Source organism: Pseudomonas sp. PIC25 (genome assembly GCF_002286785.1).
Classification (GTDB): Bacteria; Pseudomonadota; Gammaproteobacteria; order Pseudomonadales; family Pseudomonadaceae; genus Pseudomonas_M.
Genome location: NZ_MUJY01000190.1, coordinates 44,769 through 63,441, shown reverse-complemented (window position 1 = coordinate 63,441; position 18,673 = coordinate 44,769). Strand labels below are relative to the sequence as shown.

Sequence of the window (18,673 nt, the reverse complement as noted above, 5' to 3'; positions counted from 1 at the left end):
GCTCTCCTTAGTTCACCTTGACCTGTCCGCTGCCATCCAGGCGCGCGGAGAAGCTGACCTGGCGCTTGAAGCCATCGACTTCCAGCAGGCCCTCGATGGAAAAGGCGAGGGTCAGCGGGTCGTGGTCGCGGGGCAGTGAAACCACCCGGACCTGGCTCAGGCGCGGTTCGTATTTTTCGATGAAGCTTTCGATGGCGCTGCGGGCCTGTTGCAAGGCGTCGTGCAGCGACAGGCGCATATCGTTCAGATCGGGCAACCCGTAGTCGGGCAGCGTCTGCACGCTGCCCGCACGGGTGCTGAGCATCTTGGCCAGATGGGCAGCCACCGACGCCATGACGGCGACCTCGCGGCTCCAGCCAGCGCGCTGGCCGGCTTCGCCACCGAGGCGTTCGAAAAGGCTGCCGTATCCGTTCATGGCTCAGCTCCTGCTCACTCTTTGTCCAGCTTGCCGACCAGCGACAGGGTGAAGTCCGCACCCATGTACTTGAAGTGCGGGCGCACGCTGAGGCTGACGCGGTACCAGCCCGGCTCGCCTTCCACGTCGCTGACGATCACCTGGGCGGCGCGCAGCGGGCGGCGGCTGCGGACTTCAGCGCTGGGGTTCTCCTGGTCGGCCACGTACTGGCGAATCCACTTGTTGAGCTCCAGCTCGAGGTCGGTGCGCTCTTTCCAGGCGCCGATCTGCTCGCGCTGCAGCACCTTCAGGTAGTGCGCCAGGCGGTTGACGATGAACAGGTAGGGCAGTTGGGTGCCGAGCTTGTAGTTCAGTTCCGCGGTCTTGCCTTCCTCGCTGATGCCGAAGAACTTCGGCTTCTGGGTGGAGTTGGCGGAGAAGAACGCGGCGTTGTCGCTGCCCTTGCGCATGGTCAGGGCGATGAAGCCTTCTTCGGCCAGCTCGTATTCGCGACGGTCGGAGACCAGCACTTCGGTCGGGATCTTGGTCTCGATCTCGCCCATGCTCTCGAAGTGATGCAGCGGCAGGTCTTCCACCGCGCCACCGCTCTGCGGGCCGATGATGTTCGGGCACCAGCGGAACTTGGCGAAGCTGTCGGTCAGGCGGCTGGCGAAGGCGTAAGCGGTGTTGCCCCACAGGTAGTGCTCGTGGCTGTTGGCCACGTTTTCCTTGTAGACGAAGGTCTTCACGGGGTTGTCTTCCGGATCGTACGGGTTGCGCAGGAGGAAGCGCGGTACGGTCAGGCCGACGTAGCGGGCGTCTTCCTGTTCGCGGAAGCTCTGCCACTTGGCGAATTGCGGGCCTTCGAAGTGGTCCTTGAGGTCCTTCAGGTCCGGCAGGCCGGTGAAGCTTTCCAGGCCGAAGAACTTCGGGCCGGCGGCGGCGATGAACGGGGCGTGGGACATGCAGGCGACGCTGGCGACGTACTGCAGGGTCTTCACGTCCGGGGCACTCGGATCGAAGAAGTAGTTGGCGATCAGGGCGCCAACCGGCTGGCCGCCGAACTGGCCGTACTCGGCGGTGTAGATGTGCTTGTAAAGGCCGGACTGGACGATTTCCGGGCTGTCCTCGAAGTCATCCAGCAGGTCCTGCTTGGAGGCGTTGAGGATTTCCAGCTTGATGTTCTCGCGGAAGTTGGTGCGGTCCACCAGTAGCTTCAGGCCGCGCCAGGAGGATTCCAGGGCCTGGAATTGCGGGTGGTGGAGAATCTCGTCCATCTGCCGGCTGAGCTTGGCGTCGATCTCCGCGATCATGCGGTCGACCATGGCCTTCTTCACTGGCTCGCCGTCGTTCTGCGGCTTGAGCAGTTCTTCGATGAAGGCGGAGACGCCGCGCTTGGCGATGTCGTAGGCCTCGTCGTCCGGGGTCAGTTTGGTTTCGGCGATGATGCGGTCGAGAATGCCGAGTTCGGCCGCGCTGCGGCCGCTTTCCACTGCTGCGCTAGTGCTCATGTGTTGGCTTCCTTGTTAACGGTTCAGGCGTCCAGCTTGTCTTTGGCGGCGAGGCCGAGTTCGCCGAGCACGCGATCGCGCGAGACGTCGTCGGCGAGCACGCTCTCGATCGCCTTGCGGAAGGCCGGGGCGTTGCCCAGCGGGCCTTTCAGGGCGACCAGGGCGTCGCGCAGCTCCATCAGCTTCTTCAGCTCGGGGACCTGGTCGACCAGGTTGGCCGGGTTGAAGTCCTTCATGGAGTTGATCTTCAGCTGCACGGCCAGTTCGTCGTCGGTGGCTTCGTCCTGCAGGCGGTTGGGCACGCCGAAGGTCAGGTTCAGCTCCTGCTTGGCCAGGACTTCGTCGAAGTTGTTCTTGTCGATGCTGATCGGCTTGCGGTCTTCGATCTTGCGATCGTCGGCGCGCTGGGTGAAATCGCCGAGCACCATCAGTTTCAGGGGGAGTTCGATCTCTTCCTGAGCGTTACCGGTGGCCGGCTTGAAAGTGACGTTGATGCGTTCCTTGGGGGCAACCGAGCCTTCTTTGGCCATGGGTGTTCTCCTTTGCGTTTACGGCCCGGAGGCCTAATCGAGCACCACTTCAAGGTCGAGGTGGCACAGTCTTCGATAGATCTCTTCCTTGCGTTCACGCACCGCGTGGTTCTGCGGCAGCAGCTCACAGCAGCTGTGCAGGAGGCGCAGCACTTCCAGGGCGAGATCGGGTTCCCAGGCGCCGAGGCCGGAGGCTTCGAGCGTCTGATCGAGGGATTCGAGTTGGGTCTTGGCCAGTTCGTACTTCTTCGCCTGGTAGCAGAGGCGGGCCAGGGTGAGTTGCCAGAAGAAACGCTCGCGGCCGCCGCGGGCCTGGGCCAGGCCTTGCTTGAGTTTCTGCACGGCGGGCTTGAGACCGTCCTTGCGCAACTGCGGCAGGACCTGTTGCAGCGCTTCTTCCCAGGCGGGCGCCGCGCCTTGCTCGGCGGGCGCGCTGTCGCGCACGGCTTCCGGCGCTTGCAGGTGGGGCATGACGTAGCCGCCGATCCAGGCCCGGGTCTCGGCGTCGGCGAACGGTTGTCCGTCGTGGAAGCGCAATTCTTCGAGACCGGGCACGCGTTCGAGAAACAGGCCGAGCTGGATTTCCACTTCGCGCATGGCCTGTTCGGCGTTCAGTTCCTGCAGGCATTCCCAGACCAGGCGCTGGCCGTCGAGCCAGAACGGCGCGCGGGCGATGCTGGCTTCCAGGTCCACCAGCAGGTCGGCGTACTGGCCCTGCTGGAAACGCTCACGGTAGCTGGCCAGCTTGTCCGCCGGCAGGTTGCGCAGGGCGGTGATCTGTTCGGCGTTGCGTTCCGGCAGGCTGTCGATCGGCAGCCACAGCAGGGTTCGTGACAGGCGCAGGGCGCGCAGGTCGCTGGCCTTCTGCTTGAGCCACCAGGCGCACAGCGGACGGGCCTGGTCCTGCAGTTGGCGCAGGCCTTTGTGGGCGTCCTTCTCGTTGTCGATCGGCGTGTTGCTGGTGAGGATTTGAGTGGCGACCTGCTTGACCTGGGCAATGGCGGCGCCGACGGTGCCGGGCTCCGGCTGGCCCTGGCTGGCGCGATTGACCATCTCTTCGACGCGGCGGCAGAGCGGCAGCAGCAGCGGGGCCTCTTCGCCCAGATGTCCGGAAAGGCAGGTTTCCAGGCCGCGCAGGTGCTCGCCCAAGGCCCGGAACAGCGGCAGTTGCTCGCTCACCGGCACGTGTTCGGCCAGGGCCTGTTCCAGGCGCGGCAGCAGCCAGTTGAATGCGGCGATGCGGGTGCGGGGCTTGCGGGGGTGAAGGTCGGCCCAGTGTTGGGCACAGAGGTGATGCAGCAGGGCCAGGCCTGCCTGCAGGCCGACGAAGGATTCGCGCTGATGCAGGCTCCAGGTCAGCCAGGTGGCGGCGCGCAGATCCTTCGAATGCAGGCGGAGCAGCGTCTCGCTGCCTTCGCGGATCTTCTGCCAGTCGATGCCGCCGGTTTCGTGCAGCGACGAAGCCTTGCCCAGCTCCGTTTCGAGCAACTCGTATTCGGGGGAATAACGCACATCTTCGCCAGCGAAATTCCCCTCCGAAACAGGGGACTTTGCCAGCTCGAGATAATGCGCGGTGAGTTTGCTTGAATACGTCATTCCGTGACTCGAAAAAGTTAATTCGTCACTCTTGCCACGCTTCTTTTAATTACCGTTACAACGAAGCGGAAGAGCGAACTGCGCAACTTTTTGCGCAACTGTCGTGTGCAACAAGTTGCGCATAATCCTTATGGGAGCGGCATCCTAGACGCATGGCAACGTGCCGGCAACCCATCAAAATGTGAATTGGGTAACAATAAGTGGGTTGGGCAGACAATTTCTCAGTGAAGAAGTTCTCAATAAATAAAATCGAATGAGAACAATCCTGAGATCGCCTAAGAAACGTGTAGGAAATAAGCGATTTGCATGTAAGCAATGGCTTGCTAGCCAATTGCTATTATCTGTTTCAAGTTCGAAATATATGTAAGGAACTTGTAAAGACTATGCGGCGAAAACCGGCCCGCTTCGCCAGGCAGGCCGGTGAGAGTGATATCAGTTCGCGAGGGCTTCGGACCAGAGGCTGACGGTCAGGCTGTGGCGTTCGCCAGGCGCCAGGTGCACGGCGTCGTCCAGCAGGTTGGCCGTTTCGATGCAGAGCATCCGTTGCCAGGCATCGTCGGCGAACTGGGAAAGCCGCCGCGCCTTGTCGATCCACGGGTTCCACACCACCGCCGAGTGCGAGCCGCTGGCTTCGAGCTGGATGCTGCGCTGCCAGCCCGGATCGAGGATGGCGATCCGCGCCGGCGTGTCCAGATAGATGCGGTCGGTCTCGCCGGTGAAGCGCAGGTCGCTGTCCTGGTGGCGCTCCTGCCAGTTCTCCAGGGTTTCGATATAGCGCTTGCCGGTCAGCCCCTCGACGCGCACCTGGTGGATGTCGCTGACTGCGAAGTAGCTGTGCAGCGCCTGGGTCAGGGACACCGGCATGTTGCCCTGGTTGTGACTGGTCAAGGTGAGGGTCAGGCGTTCGTCGAGCTGGATGGCGAGCGTCAGGGCGACCGGATGCGGCCAATCCGGCAGGCCGCCTTCCGGCTGGATGAAGGCGAACTCCAGGCGCACCGCGCCCTCTTCCGCATTGGCGCCGAGCAGTTCCCAGTCCAGCCCGCGGACTTCGCCGTGGGCCGGGGCCGGTTGCTCGCTGCGGCGCATCGCCTGGACGGCCAGGGGATTGCGCGCCAGGTCGCCGAACCAGGGCCAGCACACCGGGATGCCGCCGCGTACCGACTGGCCCTTTCTGAAGCCGGCCTGCTCACTGAGCCAGATCAACGGCGGCTGGCCATCGCGCTGGTAGCTTAGGACCTGCGCGCCCTGCTGGGCGACCAGCAGCTCGGCGGCGTCGGTGCGGACGCGCCAGCAGACCAGTTCGTCCATCTCGACCCGCTCGATCTGCGGGGATGTGCGGGAGGGGTTCATGGCGAGGACTCCTTGCTGGGTAATGAGCGCATTAGGGTCTGTACGAAAAGTCGTCGAGCGAAGGTCAGGCTAGGCAAAAATCGGTGAGGAAGCGGAGTTTACAAGTTGTAAATGAGCATTCCGAACCGATTTTTAACGACGCATCACCGAGCGCAGGCACTTTTCGTACAGAGCCTAGAAACGGGATGACGATAAAGGCCAATGCCCGCTTGGACAGGTTGGCCGTGATTCTGATCGACACCTACCATTAGTTTTCTGCTGACGGATGGAGCCGCGAATGCGCAAGTTGCTGATCGTCGTCACACTTTCTCTGCTACTCGGCGCACTGATCTGGTGGTGGCAGCGGCCGCAACCCTTGACTGTGCGGCTCGCCGAGGTGGAGCGGGGCGCGGTGGAAACCCTGGTCGCCAACACCCGCGCCGGCACGCTCAAGCCCTGCCGGCGCACGCACCTGTCCTTCAACCTCGGCGGCCAGGTGACCGAGCGGCGGGTGGATGAAGGGCAGCGGGTCGCCACCGGCGACGTCCTGATGCACCTGCGGCAGGACGAGCAGCAGGCCCGGGTACGCGAGGCCGAGGCGCGCCTCGATGCCCAGCGCAACAACCGCGAGCAGCGCTGTCACCAGGCCAGCCTGGACAAGCGCGACCTGCAGCGCCTGCGTCATCTGGCCGAGCGAAAGCTGGCCGCCGCCGACCGTCTCGACCAGGCCGAGACCAAGGCGCGTCTCTCGCAATTGGCCTGCGCCGCCAGCGATGTGTTGATCCGCGAGGCCGAGGCGAGCCTGGCCTTGCAGCGCTCCCTGTTCGACCAGACGGTGCTGCGCGCGCCCTTCGACGGTATCGTCGCCGAGATCAACGGCGAGGTGGGGGAGTTCGTCACGCCGTCGCCGCCGGGCATCCCGACCCCGCCGGCCATCGACCTGATCGACGACAGTTGCCTGTATGTGGAAGCGCCCGTCGACGAGGTGGACGCCGCCCGCGTGCGCCTCGGCATGCCGGTGCGGATCAGCCTGGATGCGTTCCGCGGGCGCCATTTCGACGGCAAGGTGAGCCGCATCGCGCCCTTCGTCCGCGACCTGGAAAAGCAGGCGCGCACCGTGGACGTGGAAGTGCGCTTCGACCAACCGCCGACGGACGTGGCCCTGCTCACCGGCTACAGCGCCGACGTGGAAATCCTCCTCGAGCAGAAGCCCGACGCCCTGCGCATCCCCACCGAGACCCTGCTGGAAGGGCGCAAGGTGCTGCGCTACGAGCCGGCTGACGGCGTGTTGCGCGAAGTATCGGTGGAAACCGGCCTGGCCAACTGGCGCTGGACCGAGGTGACCGCCGGTCTGGAACCGGGCGTGCGCATCCTCTCCAGCCTCGACCAGGAAGGCGTCGAGGATGGCGTGAAGGTGATTGCGGAGGACGCCGGGGAGCGGCCGCGATGATCCGTCTGCGCGGCGTGACCCGCTGCTTCCAGCTCGGCGAGCAACGGGTGATGGGGTTGGACGATGTCGACCTGGACGTGGCGGCGGGCGACTACGTGGCGGTCATGGGGCCGTCCGGTTCCGGCAAGTCGACCCTGCTCAACGTGCTCGGCCTGCTGGACGCGCCGGACGCCGGCGAATACTGGCTGCAGGGAGAGGCCACCGCCGGGCTCAGCGAGGGGCGCCGGGCCGAGCTGCGCAGCCGGTTGATCGGCTTCATCTTCCAGTCCTACCACCTGATCCCGCGTCTGACCGCGCTGGAAAACATCGAGTTGCCGATGCTGCTGGCCGGCATCGACCCCGCCGAGCGGCGTCGGCGCAGCAGCGCGTTGGTCGAGCGGCTCGGCCTCGGCGACCGCATTGCCCACCGGCCGGGCGAGCTGTCCGGCGGCCAGCGCCAGCGGGTGGCGATTGCCCGGGCGATGATCATGCAGCCCTCGCTGCTGCTCGCCGACGAGCCCACCGGCAACCTCGATAGCCGCTCCGGCGCCGAGGTGGTGGCCTTGCTGGAAGAGCTGAACGGCGAGGGCCTGACCCTGATCGTGGTGACCCACGATCCATCCCTCGGCCAGCGCGCGGCGCGCCAGTTGAACATGCGCGACGGCCGGATCATCGAAGATATCCAGCGGGAGCGGTGCGATGCGCGCGGCTGATGTCTTTGCGTTCTGCCTCGGCGGCCTGCGCGGGCACCGTTCGCGCAGCCTGATGCTACTGCTGGCGGTGGGCATCGGTGTGATCGCAGTGAACCTGCTCACCGGCCTCGGCGAAGGCGCACGGACCTTCGTGCTCGGCGAGTTCTCCGTGCTCGGGCGCAATACGCTGATCATACTGCCCGGACGCAAGGAAACCACCGGCGGCATGCCGCCGATCACCGGCCTGGCGCCTCGCGATCTGAGCATCCAGGACGCCGAGGCCATCGCCCGCCTGCCCGGCATTCGCCGGGTCGCGCCGTTGCAGGCCGGGCAGATGGAAGTGGTGGTCGGCAACCGCAACCGTGAAGCCTTCACCATGGGCACCACCCATGATTTCTTCGCCATCCGCCAGCTCGACGTCGCCCAGGGCCAGCCGCTGCCGGCGATGGAGATGGGCCGGGCGGAGTCGGTCTGCGTGATCGGCGGCAAGCTCAAGCGCGAGCTGTTCGGTGACCGCCAGGCCCTCGGCGAATGGCTGCGCGCCGGCGACCGGCGTTTCCGCGTGGTCGGCGTGCTCAGCGAGCGCGGCGAGTCGTTGGGCATGGACTTCGGCGAGATGCTCATCATTCCCTTGGCCAACGCCCAGGCGCTGTTCAACCGCGAAGGGCTGTTCCGGGTATTCGCCGAGGTGCGCGGGCCGGCCTTCGTCGAGAGCGGCAAGCGGCAGATCCTGGCGACGATCAAGGAGCGCCACGAAGGCAAGGAAGATATCACCGTGATCAGCCAGGACAGTATGCTCGCCGCCTTCGACGACATCCTCGCCGCGCTGACCCTGGCGGTGGCCGGGATCGCCGCCATCAGCCTGCTGGTGGCGGGCATCCTGATCATGAACGTCACCTGGATCGCGGTGAGCCAGCGCACGGCGGAGATCGGCCTGCTCAAGGCCATCGGCGCCACGGCCGGGCAGGTGCGGCTGCTGTTTCTCGGCGAGGCGGCGCTGCTCGCCCTCAGCGGTGCGCTGGCGGGACTGCTGCTCGGCGAAGCGCTGCTCTGGCTCGGCCGCCAGGCCTGGGGCCTGCCGCTGCATGCGCCGCTCTGGGCGCGGGTCAGTGCGGTGCTGCTGGCGTTGTTCACCGCGCTGTTGTTCGCCTGGCTGCCGGCCAGCCGCGCGGCGAAGTTGGAGCCGGTGGTAGCGCTGCGACCGGCGGGGGCGCGTTGATGAATACCTTCTTCTTTATAGGAACGGGCAGGGCTCGATGTGCCTGGCCTTTCCCGGATAGCGCTGCGCTTATCCGGGCTACGGGCGGGGTTGTCCGAAGGATTGGTACCCGGCGTGCTCTTGTAGGCGCGCGCGTTGCTCGCGAAGCTGCTCGCCAGCAAGCGGGCGCCTACGAAGAGCAGGTGCGGCGTGTCGCTGAACGGTGGGGGCGGTAAGGCCATGATGCGCTGGGAGGATGGCTTCCGGCTCACTGCGTCGGCGCTGGTCAGCCGCCCGCTGCGTAGCATCCTGACGTTGCTCGGCGTGGCTATCGGCATCGCGGCGGTAGCGCTGCTCACGGCGATAGGCGAGGGGCTGCGTAGCTATGTGCTGGACAACTTCTCCCAGTTCGGCACACGCATCGTCGCCATCCATCCGGGCAGGACCCAGACCGGTGGACTCGGCGGCCTACTCAGCAGCGTGCGTCCGCTGAGCATCGCCGACGCCGATGCCTTGCGCCGGCTCGGCCATGTCGAGGCGGTGGTGCCGATCATTCAGGGCAGCGGCGACGTCCAGTTCGGCCAGCTCAGCCGGCGCAGCGATGTCATTGGCGGCGGCCACCAGTTGGCCGAGGCCTGGCGCTTCAAGCTGGCGCTCGGGCAGTTCCTCCCGCCGGCCCGCGACGGCCGCTCGCCGCCCTACGTGGTGCTGGGCCACAAGCTGCGCACCGAGCTGTTCGGCGAGGAAAACCCACTGGGCGAGCTGGTGCGGGTCGGCGGCACGCGCTTCCGGGTGATCGGCGTAATGGAGAAGAAGGGTCAGTTGCTCGGCTTCGACCTCGACGACATCGCCTACATCCCGGTGGACTGGGCGCAGAGCCTGTTCAACCGCGAGGGGCTGATGGAAATCGACGTGGTGTTCAACGCCGGCATCGGTTCGGCACAGATGGCCGAGCGCATTCGCCGGCTGCTGATCGAGCGGCATGGCGAAGAGGATTTCAACCTCACCACCCAGGACGACATGCTCGGCAGCCTGAACCGCATCCTCGGCACCCTGACCATCGCCATCGGCGCCCTTGGCGGCATCTCCCTGCTGGTGGGGGCGGTGGGCATCCTCACCATCATGACCACCACCGTTGGCGAGCGCACCGCCGAGATCGGCCTGTTGCGCGCCATCGGCGCGAGCCCAAGGCAGGTGCTCGGGCTGTTCCTCGCCGAAGCGACCCTGCTGTCCCTGGCTGGCGGCGTGCTCGGCTTGGGCGCGATGGGCCTGCTGCTGCTCGCCCTGCACCTGGGCGTGCCGGCGTTGCCGCTCAGTCTGCAACCGCTGTTTCTGCTCCTGGCGCTGGTGTTGTCGGCGCTGATCGGCATCCTCGCCGGCCTGGCCCCGGCGCGGCGGGCGGCACGGTTGCATCCGGTGGAGGCGTTGAGGGATGAGTGAAGCGTTGAGGCGGGGTGGGCTTGAGTCCGCCCCTCAGCCTCTCCCAAATGAGTAGAGGGGACCGTCCCTGCATGGCGTTGCCTCGCGATTCGCCACTGCTTTGATGTTCGCATGGACTTGCGAACCCACCCGGACCGCTCCCTCGCCCCTTTGCGGAGAGGAGGCGGAGGAAACAATCCAATCCACAACCCCCCCTTGATATGCCATCACTCTCGGATGAAATCACCCCGAAAAGCACCAACCCACCCATAGATCGAACACCGCCAACCTGCTGCGATCCGATCACCTTCTGACGCCAAATAACGGACAAAACCACACCATCGTTACGTTCGTCGCCTGGCCGGAATGCTGGCGCGGGGAAACTATAGTGATATCAGTTTCCCTACAGTTTCTAAGGGTGTTTCGACGGTGAGACAACCGCGCTTACAGGCCGACACCCGAGGCACACTGACGATGATGGCCGCTGAGCACATTGTGCCCGCCACGGAACAGTCCGACCTCGGGCTCGCCCTGGTCCGGGCCGGGCGTTTGTCGGAGGCGGATTACAACCGCGTGCGACGCATGCAGGCCGCGCAGGACGATGGACCGCCGCTGGCGACGCTGCTCAACCGTCTCGGATTGGTCTCCGAGCGCGATATCGCCCAGCAACTGGCCGAGCTGCTGGGTGTGCCGCTGGTGGATGCGGCGGAGTTCCCGGTGGCGCCGCTGCTGGGGGAGCGCTTGTCTTATCGCTTCCTCAAGGAATGCCGGGCGCTGCCCCTGGAACTCAATGACGGCGAGCTGCTGGTGGCCATGGCCGACCCGCAGGACCGCTTCGTCCGCGAGGCGCTGGCGCTGGCGGCGGGTTGCCGGATCGCGCCGCGCGTCGCCCTGGGCTCGGAGATCGAGGCCGCCATCGAACGTATCCACGGGCAGGGCAAGAGCCAGATGGGCGATATCCTGTCCAAGGTCGAGCCGGCCGAGCAGGACCGCGTCGAGGACGTCGAGCAACTGCGCGACCGCGCCAGCGAGGCGCCGGTCATCCGCCTGGTCAACCTGATCATCCAGCGCGCGGTGGAGCGGCGCGCCTCGGATATCCACGTCGAGCCCTTCGAAAGCCGCCTGAAGGTGCGCTATCGCATCGACGGCGTGTTGCAGGAAACCGAAGCGCCGCCGGTGCAGTTGTCGCCGGCGGTGATCTCGCGGATCAAGCTGATGGCGCGGCTGAACATCGCCGAACGGCGCCTGCCGCAGGATGGCCGCATCGAGATGCGTGTGCAGGGCAACGACTTGGACATTCGCGTCTCCACGGTGCCGACCATGCACGGCGAGAGCGTGGTGCTGCGCCTGCTCAACCGCGAGAGCGTGGTACTGGATTTTGCTGCCCTTGGCTTCAGCGAGCAGCCGTTGCAACGGTTGCGCAGCGTGCTGCGGATTCCCCACGGGGTGCTGCTGGTCACCGGGCCCACCGGCAGCGGCAAGACCACCACCCTCTACACCGCGCTGAACACCCTGAACACCAGCGAGAGCAAGCTGATCACCGTGGAAGACCCGGTGGAGTACCAGCTCGAAGGGGTCAACCAAATCCAGGTCAAGCCCGCCATCGGCCTGACCTTCGCCAACGCCCTGCGCGCCATCGTCCGCCAGGACCCGGACGTGATCATGGTCGGCGAGATGCGCGACCTGGAAACCGCGCGTATTTGTATCCAGTCGGCGCTGACCGGCCACCTGGTGCTCTCCACCCTGCACACCAACGACGCGCCGAGCAGCATCGCCCGCCTGCTGGAGATGGGCGTGGAGGACTATCTGCTGACCTCCACCCTCAATGCCGTGCTTGCCCAGCGCCTGGTGCGCAAGCTCTGCGTGCACTGCCGCGAGCCCTATCAGCCGTTGCCGGAGATGCTCCGCGAGATGCGCCTGGAGGCGTTCGCCGCCGGCCAGCCGGTGACGCTCTACCACGCCCGTGGCTGCCCGATCTGCAACGGCACCGGCTACCACGGCCGCATCGCCATCATCGAGGTGCTGACCCTCAGCGATACGCTGCGCCGCTTGATCCTTCAGCACGCCGACGCCGGCAGCCTGATGCTCTGCGCCCGCGAAGAGGGCATGTTGACCATGTACGAGGACGGCTGCCTGAAGGCGCTGGCCGGGGTCACCAACCTCGAGGAAGTGATTCGTGTCACTCAGGAGTCCTGAGATGGCGCTCTTCCATTACCGCGCGGTGAGCGACAGCGGCGAGGTCCAGCAGGGCCAGGTGGAAGCGGTCGACGAACAGGCCGTGCTCGAGCAGTTGCGTGCGCGCAGCCTGATCCCTATCGAGATCGGCAACCGGCGCGGCTGGCAGGACTGGTTGCAGGTGGACGTCGGCACGCTGCTGCAACGCTCGCGCGGGCACCGGCTGGTGCTGCTGTTCACCCAGCAGTTGGCCTTGCTGCTGCAGGCGGGCGTGCCGCTGGACCGCTCGCTGGAGATCATGCAGCGGGTCAGCGCCGACCTGCCGATGCAGCAACTGATCGCGCCGATCCAGGAGGGTGTGCGGCGGGGCGCCAGTCTGTCGCGGGTGCTCGGCGAGCGTCCGGAGCTGTTTTCCGGCTTCTACATCAGCCTGGTGCAGGCCGCCGAAGTGGCCGGCGACCTGGCGGAAGGGTTGGGCAGCCTGGCCTATTACCTGGAGCGCAGCAAATCGCTGCGCGACAAGCTGGTCTCCGCGCTGATCTACCCGCTGATCCTGCTCGGTGTTTCGGCCACTTCGTTGCTGGTCATCCTCGTCTATGTCATCCCGCAGTTCCGCCAGTTGTTCGACGACATGGGGGCCAGCCTGCCGTTTTCCACCCAGGTGGTGATCGGCCTCGCCGAAGGCTTGCGCGTGGCCGGACCCTGGCTGCTGTTGGCGGCGCTGGCCGCCGCCTGGGGTGTGCGCCGGGCGCTCCGCCAGCCGGATTACCGCCGCCGCTGGGACCAGGCCGTGCTGCGCCTGCCGTTGCTCGGCAGCCTGCGCCGACGCATCGAAACCGCTCGCTTCACCCGCAGCCTGGGCACCCTGCTGAAAGGCGGCGTGGCCCTGTTGCAGGCCCTGAACATCGCCCGCCAGACCCTCGGCAACCAGTTGATGCTGGAGCAGGTGGGCATCGCCGCGGAGAGCCTCAAGCAGGGCCGTCAACTGGCGGCGCCGCTGCTCGCCACCGGGCTGTTCCCGGCGCTGGCGATGCAGATGATCCAGGTGGGCGAGGAAACCGGCCATCTCGACGAGATGCTGCTGAAGGTGGCGGACACCTACGACCGCGAAGTGGAGATATCGATGCAGCGCCTGCTGGCGGTGCTCGAACCGCTGCTGATCGTCGGCCTGGGCCTGCTGATCGCCGGCATCATCCTGTCGGTGCTGGTGGCCATCATGAGCATCACCGAACTACCGATCTGAAGGGGAACCCGCATGAACCCTGAACCGCGCCCCTCGTCCCCGTGCCACCGTCACGCGGGTTTCACCCTCCTGGAAATCCTCGTGGTACTGGTCATCCTCGGCCTCATGGCGAGCCTGGTCGGCCCGCAGGTGTTCAAGCAACTGAGCGGCTCCAAGACCAAGGCGGCGGCGTTGCAGATCCAGGAGCTGAGCGCCGCGCTGGACCTCTACCGCCTGGAGCTGGGCAGCTACCCCACCACCGAGCTGGGCCTGGAGGCGCTGATCACCAAGCCGCGCAACCTGGACAACTGGAACGGCCCGTACCTGAAGAAAAGCGTGATTCGCAAGGACCCCTGGGGCAACGACTACCAGTACCGCTCGCCGGGCGAGAACGGCGAGTTCGACCTGTGGAGCCTGGGCGCCGACAACCGCGAGGGTGGCGACGGGGAAAACCGCGATGTGCACAGTTGGGACTGACAGCCGTGGCTTCACCCTGCTGGAGCTGCTAGTGGTGCTGGTGGTCGCCAGCCTGGCCATGGGCCTGGTCGGCCCGGCGTTCCAGCGGCTGCTGCCGGGCCTCCAACTGGAGACCGAAGGGCGCAAGGTGGCGGCACTGCTGCGGCATGCGCGCAGCCAGGCGATCCTCAGCGGCGTGCCGGTGGCGATCAGCCAGGACCCCGAGACCGGCGGCCTGCGCCTGAGCTACCGGGAGCAGCCCTATCGCCTGCCGGCGCACCTGACCCTGAGTCTGGAAGGCGGCCCCGGTGGCGACAGCGAGCAGATGGGCAGCACGCGCATCCTCTTCTATCCACAAGGCGACTCGTCCGGCGGCAGCCTCAACCTGGAGGGCGAAGAAGGACGCGGCCAATTGATCGAGGTCGACTGGCTGAGCGGCCGGGTGCTGCGCAGCGCGGCCAAGGCGAACGACGATGAATAAGGAAAGCGGTTTTACGCTGCTCGAAGTGCTGGTCGCCTTCCTCATCCTCGCCCTGAGCATGGCCGTGCTGATGCGCATCGTTTCCCAGGGGCTCGACGTGCTCGGGCGGGCCGAGCGGCACCAGGTCGCTCTGCAACTGGCTGAATCCCGGCTGGTGGAAGTGATCGCCCGTTTCCGTCCGGAAGACCGCGGCACCCAGGAAGGGCGGCTGAGCGGCGGCTACCGCTGGCGCAGCGAAATCGAGCCGTTCCGCTTCGACAACCAGGAAGCCGGCGAGCGCTACAGCATCGCGCCCTGGCAGATTCGTGTCTCGGTGAGCTGGGGCCGGCGTCCGGGCGAGCGGGTCACCTTGAGCACCGTTCGCCTGGTCCGGGAGACGCCATGAAATACCGGACGCGGGGCTTCACCCTGATCGAGCTGATGGTCGCCCTGACCCTCACCACGCTGGTGGCGATGCTCGCCTACGGTGGGTTGCAGATCACCCTGGACAGTTGGCGGCGGGCGGAGGCCCGGCAGCAGGCGATGGAACTGCGCTCGCTGTCGCAATCCCTGCTGCGCCGGCTGTTGGAAAGCCCGGTGCCGTTCAGCGTGACCGACGACGAAGAGGTGGCCCAGGCCGCCTTCCGGGGCGACGAGGGGACGCTGCTCTTCGTCGCGCGCCTGCCAGCCCTGGACCAGGGCGAGCGGCTCTACTGGATTCAGCTTGCCCAGGAAAAACAACTGACGCCCAAGGGGCTGCGTTGGCGCCTGCTCATGCGCTACCTGCCGTTCGAAGAGAGCCAGACGCTGAACTGGACAGTGCTGGAGCAGGCCCTGGTTGACAGCGCCGAGCCGCGGGTGCTGCTCGATGGCATGCCCAGAGCCTGGCGTTTCGCCTACCTCGACCCGCGCGCGGAACGCGGCAGCGAATGGCTGACGGAGTGGCGGCAGCGCGGCGACCTGCCGATGCTGATCCGGCTCACGCCGGCCAGGCGCCGTGGCGAGGCGGTGGGAGAGCTGGTGGTGGCACCCCGGGAGCGCGCCCATGCGATCCTCGGCAGCCGTTGAAATTGTCCGCCGCGACGGTGGCGTCGCCCTGGTCAGCGTGCTCTGGCTGCTGGTGCTGGTGTCGCTGCTGGCGCTCAATCTCTCCGTCGGCAGCCGTACCGAACTGCAACTGGCCGGCAATCTGCGCCTGGCCGCTGGTGCCCGTCTCGCCGCCGACGCGGGGGTGAGTTGGGGCCTGTGGAGTCTGATGCAGGCGGACGGTGCCGGCTGGCTGGCGGACGGCAGCAGCCGGACCCTGGCGCTCGACGGCTACAGCGTAGAGGTCGCGCTGTTCGACGAGCAGGGCAAGATCGACCTCAACGAAGGCGACCCGTTGCTGTTGCAAGGGCTCTTCCAGTCCGTGGGTCTGGATGAAAAGGCCGCCCTGGCCCTGACCGACGCGGTACTCGACTGGCGCGACGAGGACTCGTTGGTGCGGCCGCAGGGCGCCGAGGAGGAGGCGTACAAGGCGGCCGGCCTGCTCGGTCCGGGCAACGGCCCGTTCGAGCGGCTGGAGGATTTGCGCAAGGTGCTCGGCATGAGCGAGGCCCTGTACCGGCAGGTGTTGCCGGCGCTGACCCTGTATTCCAACAAGGCCGAGATCAATCCGCTGGTGGCGCCGCGCGAGGTGCTGCTGGCACTGCCCGGCGTGGACCCGGCCAGCGTCGACCGCTTCATCGAAGAGCGCCGGCGCAATTTCGAGAGCGGCCAGCGTCCGCCGATGCTCGGTGGGGTCGATTCGCGGTTGCTGGCTCCCAATGCGCCGGGAGTGAACTACTCTATCGTTACGCATACAGCCGTGGGTGCAGGCGCACGGGTCGGGCAGCAGGTAGTGGTCAATCTGCGCGGCCGCGGGCAAGGCTTCGATATCCTGCAGACCGCTCCGCTGGGCGATGGGGCAATCACTGTTGAAGGTTCCTTCGATAAAAGGGACGTTCCATGACGAACCACGTCCAATGGGGAGCGCTCGGCCCCACGGTCAGCTCGCTGACCACCCTGGCGCAACGCTTCTGGCTCTGGTGGAGCCAGGAACTGCTCGGCCTGATCCCGCCGGCTTGGCGCGAGCGCCTGCGGCGCCGCGGCAACCTCCTGCTCATCGCCCTGCACGACACCCACTGCGACATCCGTTGCGGCACCTACACGCAGACCGAAACGGCGATCAGCAGCCCGTTCGGCACCGACGGCGAATGGCCGCCGACCCTCGCCGCCACCCTGCTCGAACGCGCGCCGAAGGCCGACCGGGTGATCCTCTTGCTGCCACCCGGAAAGGTGCTGCGCAAGGTCATCGGCCTGCCGTCGGCCACCGAGAGCGGCCTGGAAAACGTGCTGCGTTTCGAGATGGACCGGCACACCCCGTTCAGCAGCGAGCAGGTCTATTTCGGCTACCGCATCCTCGAACGCGACCGTGCCCGCCAGCGCCTCCAGGTGGAGCTGCTGGTGGTCCTGCGCGAATACCTCGACGGTCTGCTCAAGCACCTCGACAGCCTTGGCGTGCGCCCCTCGCTGGTGACCCTCGGCAATGACGACGGGCGCTGGAGCGGCGATGCGGTCAACCTGCTGCCGGGCAGCCGCCGCCACGGGCGCCCGGGGCGCTGGCGCGGCAATCCGCGTTTGCAGGCGATCGCCGGCCTGGTGATCGTCGCGCTGCTGGTGGCCTTCCCGCTGCTGCTGCAACGCCAGCGGACTGCCAGCCTGAACGATGCGCTGAGCGGGCCGCAAGCGGTGGCCGAGCGGGCGGCGAAGGTACGCGACGACATCCAGCGCCTGGAAAGCGGGCGCGACTATCTCCAGGCCCAGCGCATGCGCGCCACGGAGCCCCTGCTGCTGCTCAAGGAACTGACCGGGTTGTTGCCGGACGGTACCTGGCTCAGCCGTTTCGAGCTGATCGGCGAACGGGTGCGGATGGAGGGCGAATCGACCGAGGCGTCGGCGCTGATCGGCCTGCTCGAACAGTCGCGGATGCTGCAGAACGTCAGCTTCGCCTCGCCGGTTACCAGCAACCCGCGAACCCAGAGAGACCGCTTCAGCCTGGTTGCCGAGCGCCGATCGCCGGCGGAGGGGACGCCATGATCCCGCTGCGTCTGCGCCAGTTGCTGGCGCTGCTGATCCTCCTGGTGCTGCTTGTCGCGGTGATCGGCCTGGTGCTCGGCCCGCTGGTCGAGCGCTTCCTCAGCGACGAGGAAAGCATCGACAGCCTCAGCCACCGCCTGGAGGTTTACCAGCGTCTGGCCCATGAACTGCCCGCCCAGGAAGCGCGCCTGGTCGAATTGCAGCGCAGCGATCCGATGAGCCGTCTGGTGGTGGCGGAGAGCCGCCCGGCGCTGGCCGGCGCCGGCTTGCAGCAACTGATCGGCCATCTGATCGGCGGGGTGGGGGCACAGGTGGTGAGCACCCAGATCGTCAGCCGGGCGGAGGCCGAATCGCCGCTCCCGGCGGTGGGGCTCAAGGTGCACATGCGCGGCGAGAACGAGCAACTGGTGCGCCTGCTCTACGACCTCGCCTACCACGAGCCGCTGCTGCTGGTGGAAAACCTGGTGGTGCTGAGCAACCCGCGCGTCGACATGCAGCGCCTGCGCCGGCCGGAAGACCTCCAGGCGGTGCCGTCGCTGGACATCAGCTTCGACGTCAAGGCGTTCATCGCCAAGGAGGCCAAGCCATGAGCTGGCTTCCGTATCTTCGGCGCGTGCTGCTCGGCGGTCTGGCGCTGGCCTCCCTGGCAAGGGCCGAGGACCCGCCGCCCGCGCCGGACACGGCCTCCGCCACGGGGGCGCCGCCTTTCGGCGAATTTCGCGAAATGCTCGAACGACCGCTGTTCAGCAGCACCCGCCGCCCGCCAGTGCTGCTCGGCGAAGCCCAGGAAAACCTCGACGCCAGGCAATTGCGCGAAGCCTGGCGCCTGACCGGCATCGTCCTGCAGGACGGCCGCCAGCTGGCGACCTTCAGCCAGCGCCAGGGCGATCAGCGGCTACGCCTGGAGGTGGGCATGGTGCTGGTGGACGACTGGCGCCTGGAGCGCATCGAGCGCGATCAGGTGCTGCTCGGCAACGGCATCGCCCAGGTGGAAATGATTCTGCGCGAACCGACCGCTGCGGAGACGCCACCGGCCCTGCCGGCGGCGGCCGACCAGCCGGAGCGGAACGCGCCAGCGACCGGCGGGGAACAGTCCCCGCCGGCGGAAAAGCCGGCACCGGCCGAACCGGCCAAGCAGGGCTGAG

The 18,673-nt window shown here is 66.7% G+C and carries 19 protein-coding genes; 14 read left to right on the top strand and 5 right to left on the bottom strand.

Features of this window, described 5'->3' with window-relative positions; translation table 11 throughout:
• Positions 1–7: 7 nt before the first annotated feature.
• The 5 genes from tssE to BZL41_RS26765 form a co-directional block, all read right to left on the bottom strand.
• Positions 8–415: a type VI secretion system baseplate subunit TssE gene (tssE, locus tag BZL41_RS26785; RefSeq protein ID WP_095602074.1), complete on the bottom strand. Its 408-nt coding sequence runs from the start codon at positions 413–415 to the stop codon at positions 8–10.
• Between the two features lie 14 nt (positions 416–429).
• Positions 430–1,905: a type VI secretion system contractile sheath large subunit gene (gene tssC / locus BZL41_RS26780; RefSeq protein ID WP_095602073.1), complete on the bottom strand. Its 1,476-nt coding sequence runs from the start codon at positions 1,903–1,905 to the stop codon at positions 430–432.
• Between the two features lie 23 nt (positions 1,906–1,928).
• Complete coding sequence (gene tssB, locus BZL41_RS26775; RefSeq protein WP_095602072.1) at positions 1,929–2,435, bottom strand: type VI secretion system contractile sheath small subunit; 507 nt, start codon at positions 2,433–2,435, stop codon at positions 1,929–1,931.
• Between the two features lie 33 nt (positions 2,436–2,468).
• Positions 2,469–4,031 (bottom strand): type VI secretion system protein TssA, encoded by a 1,563-nt coding sequence (tssA, locus tag BZL41_RS26770; protein ID WP_095602071.1) that lies wholly within the window; start codon positions 4,029–4,031, stop codon positions 2,469–2,471.
• 432 nt (positions 4,032–4,463) lie between these two features.
• Entirely contained in the window at positions 4,464–5,381 is a 918-nt protein-coding gene (locus tag BZL41_RS26765; protein WP_095602070.1) for a D-hexose-6-phosphate mutarotase, read from the bottom strand.
• 277 nt (positions 5,382–5,658) lie between these two features.
• On the opposite strand from BZL41_RS26765, the gene BZL41_RS26760 reads away from it, so the two are divergent.
• The 14 genes from BZL41_RS26760 (at position 5,659) to BZL41_RS26695 (ending at position 18,672) form a co-directional block, all read left to right on the top strand.
• Positions 5,659–6,810, top strand: coding sequence for an efflux RND transporter periplasmic adaptor subunit (locus BZL41_RS26760; RefSeq protein ID WP_095602069.1), 1,152 nt, complete (start codon positions 5,659–5,661; stop codon positions 6,808–6,810).
• Positions 6,807–7,502, top strand: a complete 696-nt coding sequence (locus BZL41_RS26755) for an ABC transporter ATP-binding protein (protein WP_095602068.1) — start codon at positions 6,807–6,809, stop codon at positions 7,500–7,502. The genes BZL41_RS26760 and BZL41_RS26755 overlap by 4 nt, the downstream gene beginning before the upstream one ends.
• Positions 7,489–8,700 (top strand): ABC transporter permease, encoded by a 1,212-nt coding sequence (locus BZL41_RS26750; RefSeq protein ID WP_095602067.1) that lies wholly within the window; start codon positions 7,489–7,491, stop codon positions 8,698–8,700. Before BZL41_RS26755 ends, BZL41_RS26750 begins: the two co-directional genes overlap by 14 nt.
• 222 nt (positions 8,701–8,922) lie before the next feature.
• On the top strand, positions 8,923–10,119 hold the full coding sequence (locus BZL41_RS26745) for an ABC transporter permease (RefSeq protein WP_095602093.1): 1,197 nt from the start codon (positions 8,923–8,925) through the stop codon (positions 10,117–10,119).
• A gap of 456 nt (positions 10,120–10,575) precedes the next feature.
• The gene (gspE, locus tag BZL41_RS26740) at positions 10,576–12,294 is read left to right on the top strand and encodes a type II secretion system ATPase GspE (protein WP_095602092.1); all 1,719 of its coding nucleotides are present in this window, start codon (positions 10,576–10,578) and stop codon (positions 12,292–12,294) included.
• A 1-nt stretch (position 12,295) separates the two neighbouring features.
• A complete protein-coding gene (locus tag BZL41_RS26735) occupies positions 12,296–13,516 on the top strand; it encodes a type II secretion system F family protein (RefSeq protein WP_095602066.1) in 1,221 nt (406 codons plus the stop codon).
• A 12-nt stretch (positions 13,517–13,528) separates the two neighbouring features.
• Positions 13,529–13,972, top strand: coding sequence for a type II secretion system major pseudopilin GspG (gene gspG, locus BZL41_RS26730; protein WP_095602065.1), 444 nt, complete (start codon positions 13,529–13,531; stop codon positions 13,970–13,972).
• Positions 13,953–14,432 carry a GspH/FimT family protein gene (locus BZL41_RS26725; protein WP_095602064.1) on the top strand — a complete coding sequence of 160 codons (480 nt, stop codon included), beginning with the start codon at positions 13,953–13,955 and terminating at the stop codon, positions 14,430–14,432. The genes gspG and BZL41_RS26725 overlap by 20 nt, the downstream gene beginning before the upstream one ends.
• Positions 14,425–14,817 carry a type II secretion system minor pseudopilin GspI gene (gspI, locus tag BZL41_RS26720; RefSeq protein ID WP_095602063.1) on the top strand — a complete coding sequence of 131 codons (393 nt, stop codon included), beginning with the start codon at positions 14,425–14,427 and terminating at the stop codon, positions 14,815–14,817. Before BZL41_RS26725 ends, gspI begins: the two co-directional genes overlap by 8 nt.
• Positions 14,814–15,479 carry a prepilin-type N-terminal cleavage/methylation domain-containing protein gene (locus BZL41_RS26715; protein ID WP_095602062.1) on the top strand — a complete coding sequence of 222 codons (666 nt, stop codon included), beginning with the start codon at positions 14,814–14,816 and terminating at the stop codon, positions 15,477–15,479. Before gspI ends, BZL41_RS26715 begins: the two co-directional genes overlap by 4 nt.
• Positions 15,457–16,401: a general secretion pathway protein GspK gene (locus BZL41_RS26710; RefSeq protein ID WP_095602061.1), complete on the top strand. Its 945-nt coding sequence runs from the start codon at positions 15,457–15,459 to the stop codon at positions 16,399–16,401. Before BZL41_RS26715 ends, BZL41_RS26710 begins: the two co-directional genes overlap by 23 nt.
• A complete protein-coding gene (locus BZL41_RS26705; protein WP_095602060.1) occupies positions 16,398–17,528 on the top strand; it encodes a PilN domain-containing protein in 1,131 nt (376 codons plus the stop codon). Before BZL41_RS26710 ends, BZL41_RS26705 begins: the two co-directional genes overlap by 4 nt.
• Positions 17,525–18,118 carry a type II secretion system protein GspM gene (gspM, locus tag BZL41_RS26700; protein ID WP_095602059.1) on the top strand — a complete coding sequence of 198 codons (594 nt, stop codon included), beginning with the start codon at positions 17,525–17,527 and terminating at the stop codon, positions 18,116–18,118. Before BZL41_RS26705 ends, gspM begins: the two co-directional genes overlap by 4 nt.
• Complete coding sequence (locus tag BZL41_RS26695) at positions 18,115–18,672, top strand: hypothetical protein (protein ID WP_095602058.1); 558 nt, start codon at positions 18,115–18,117, stop codon at positions 18,670–18,672. Before gspM ends, BZL41_RS26695 begins: the two co-directional genes overlap by 4 nt.
• Position 18,673 lies beyond the last annotated feature (1 nt).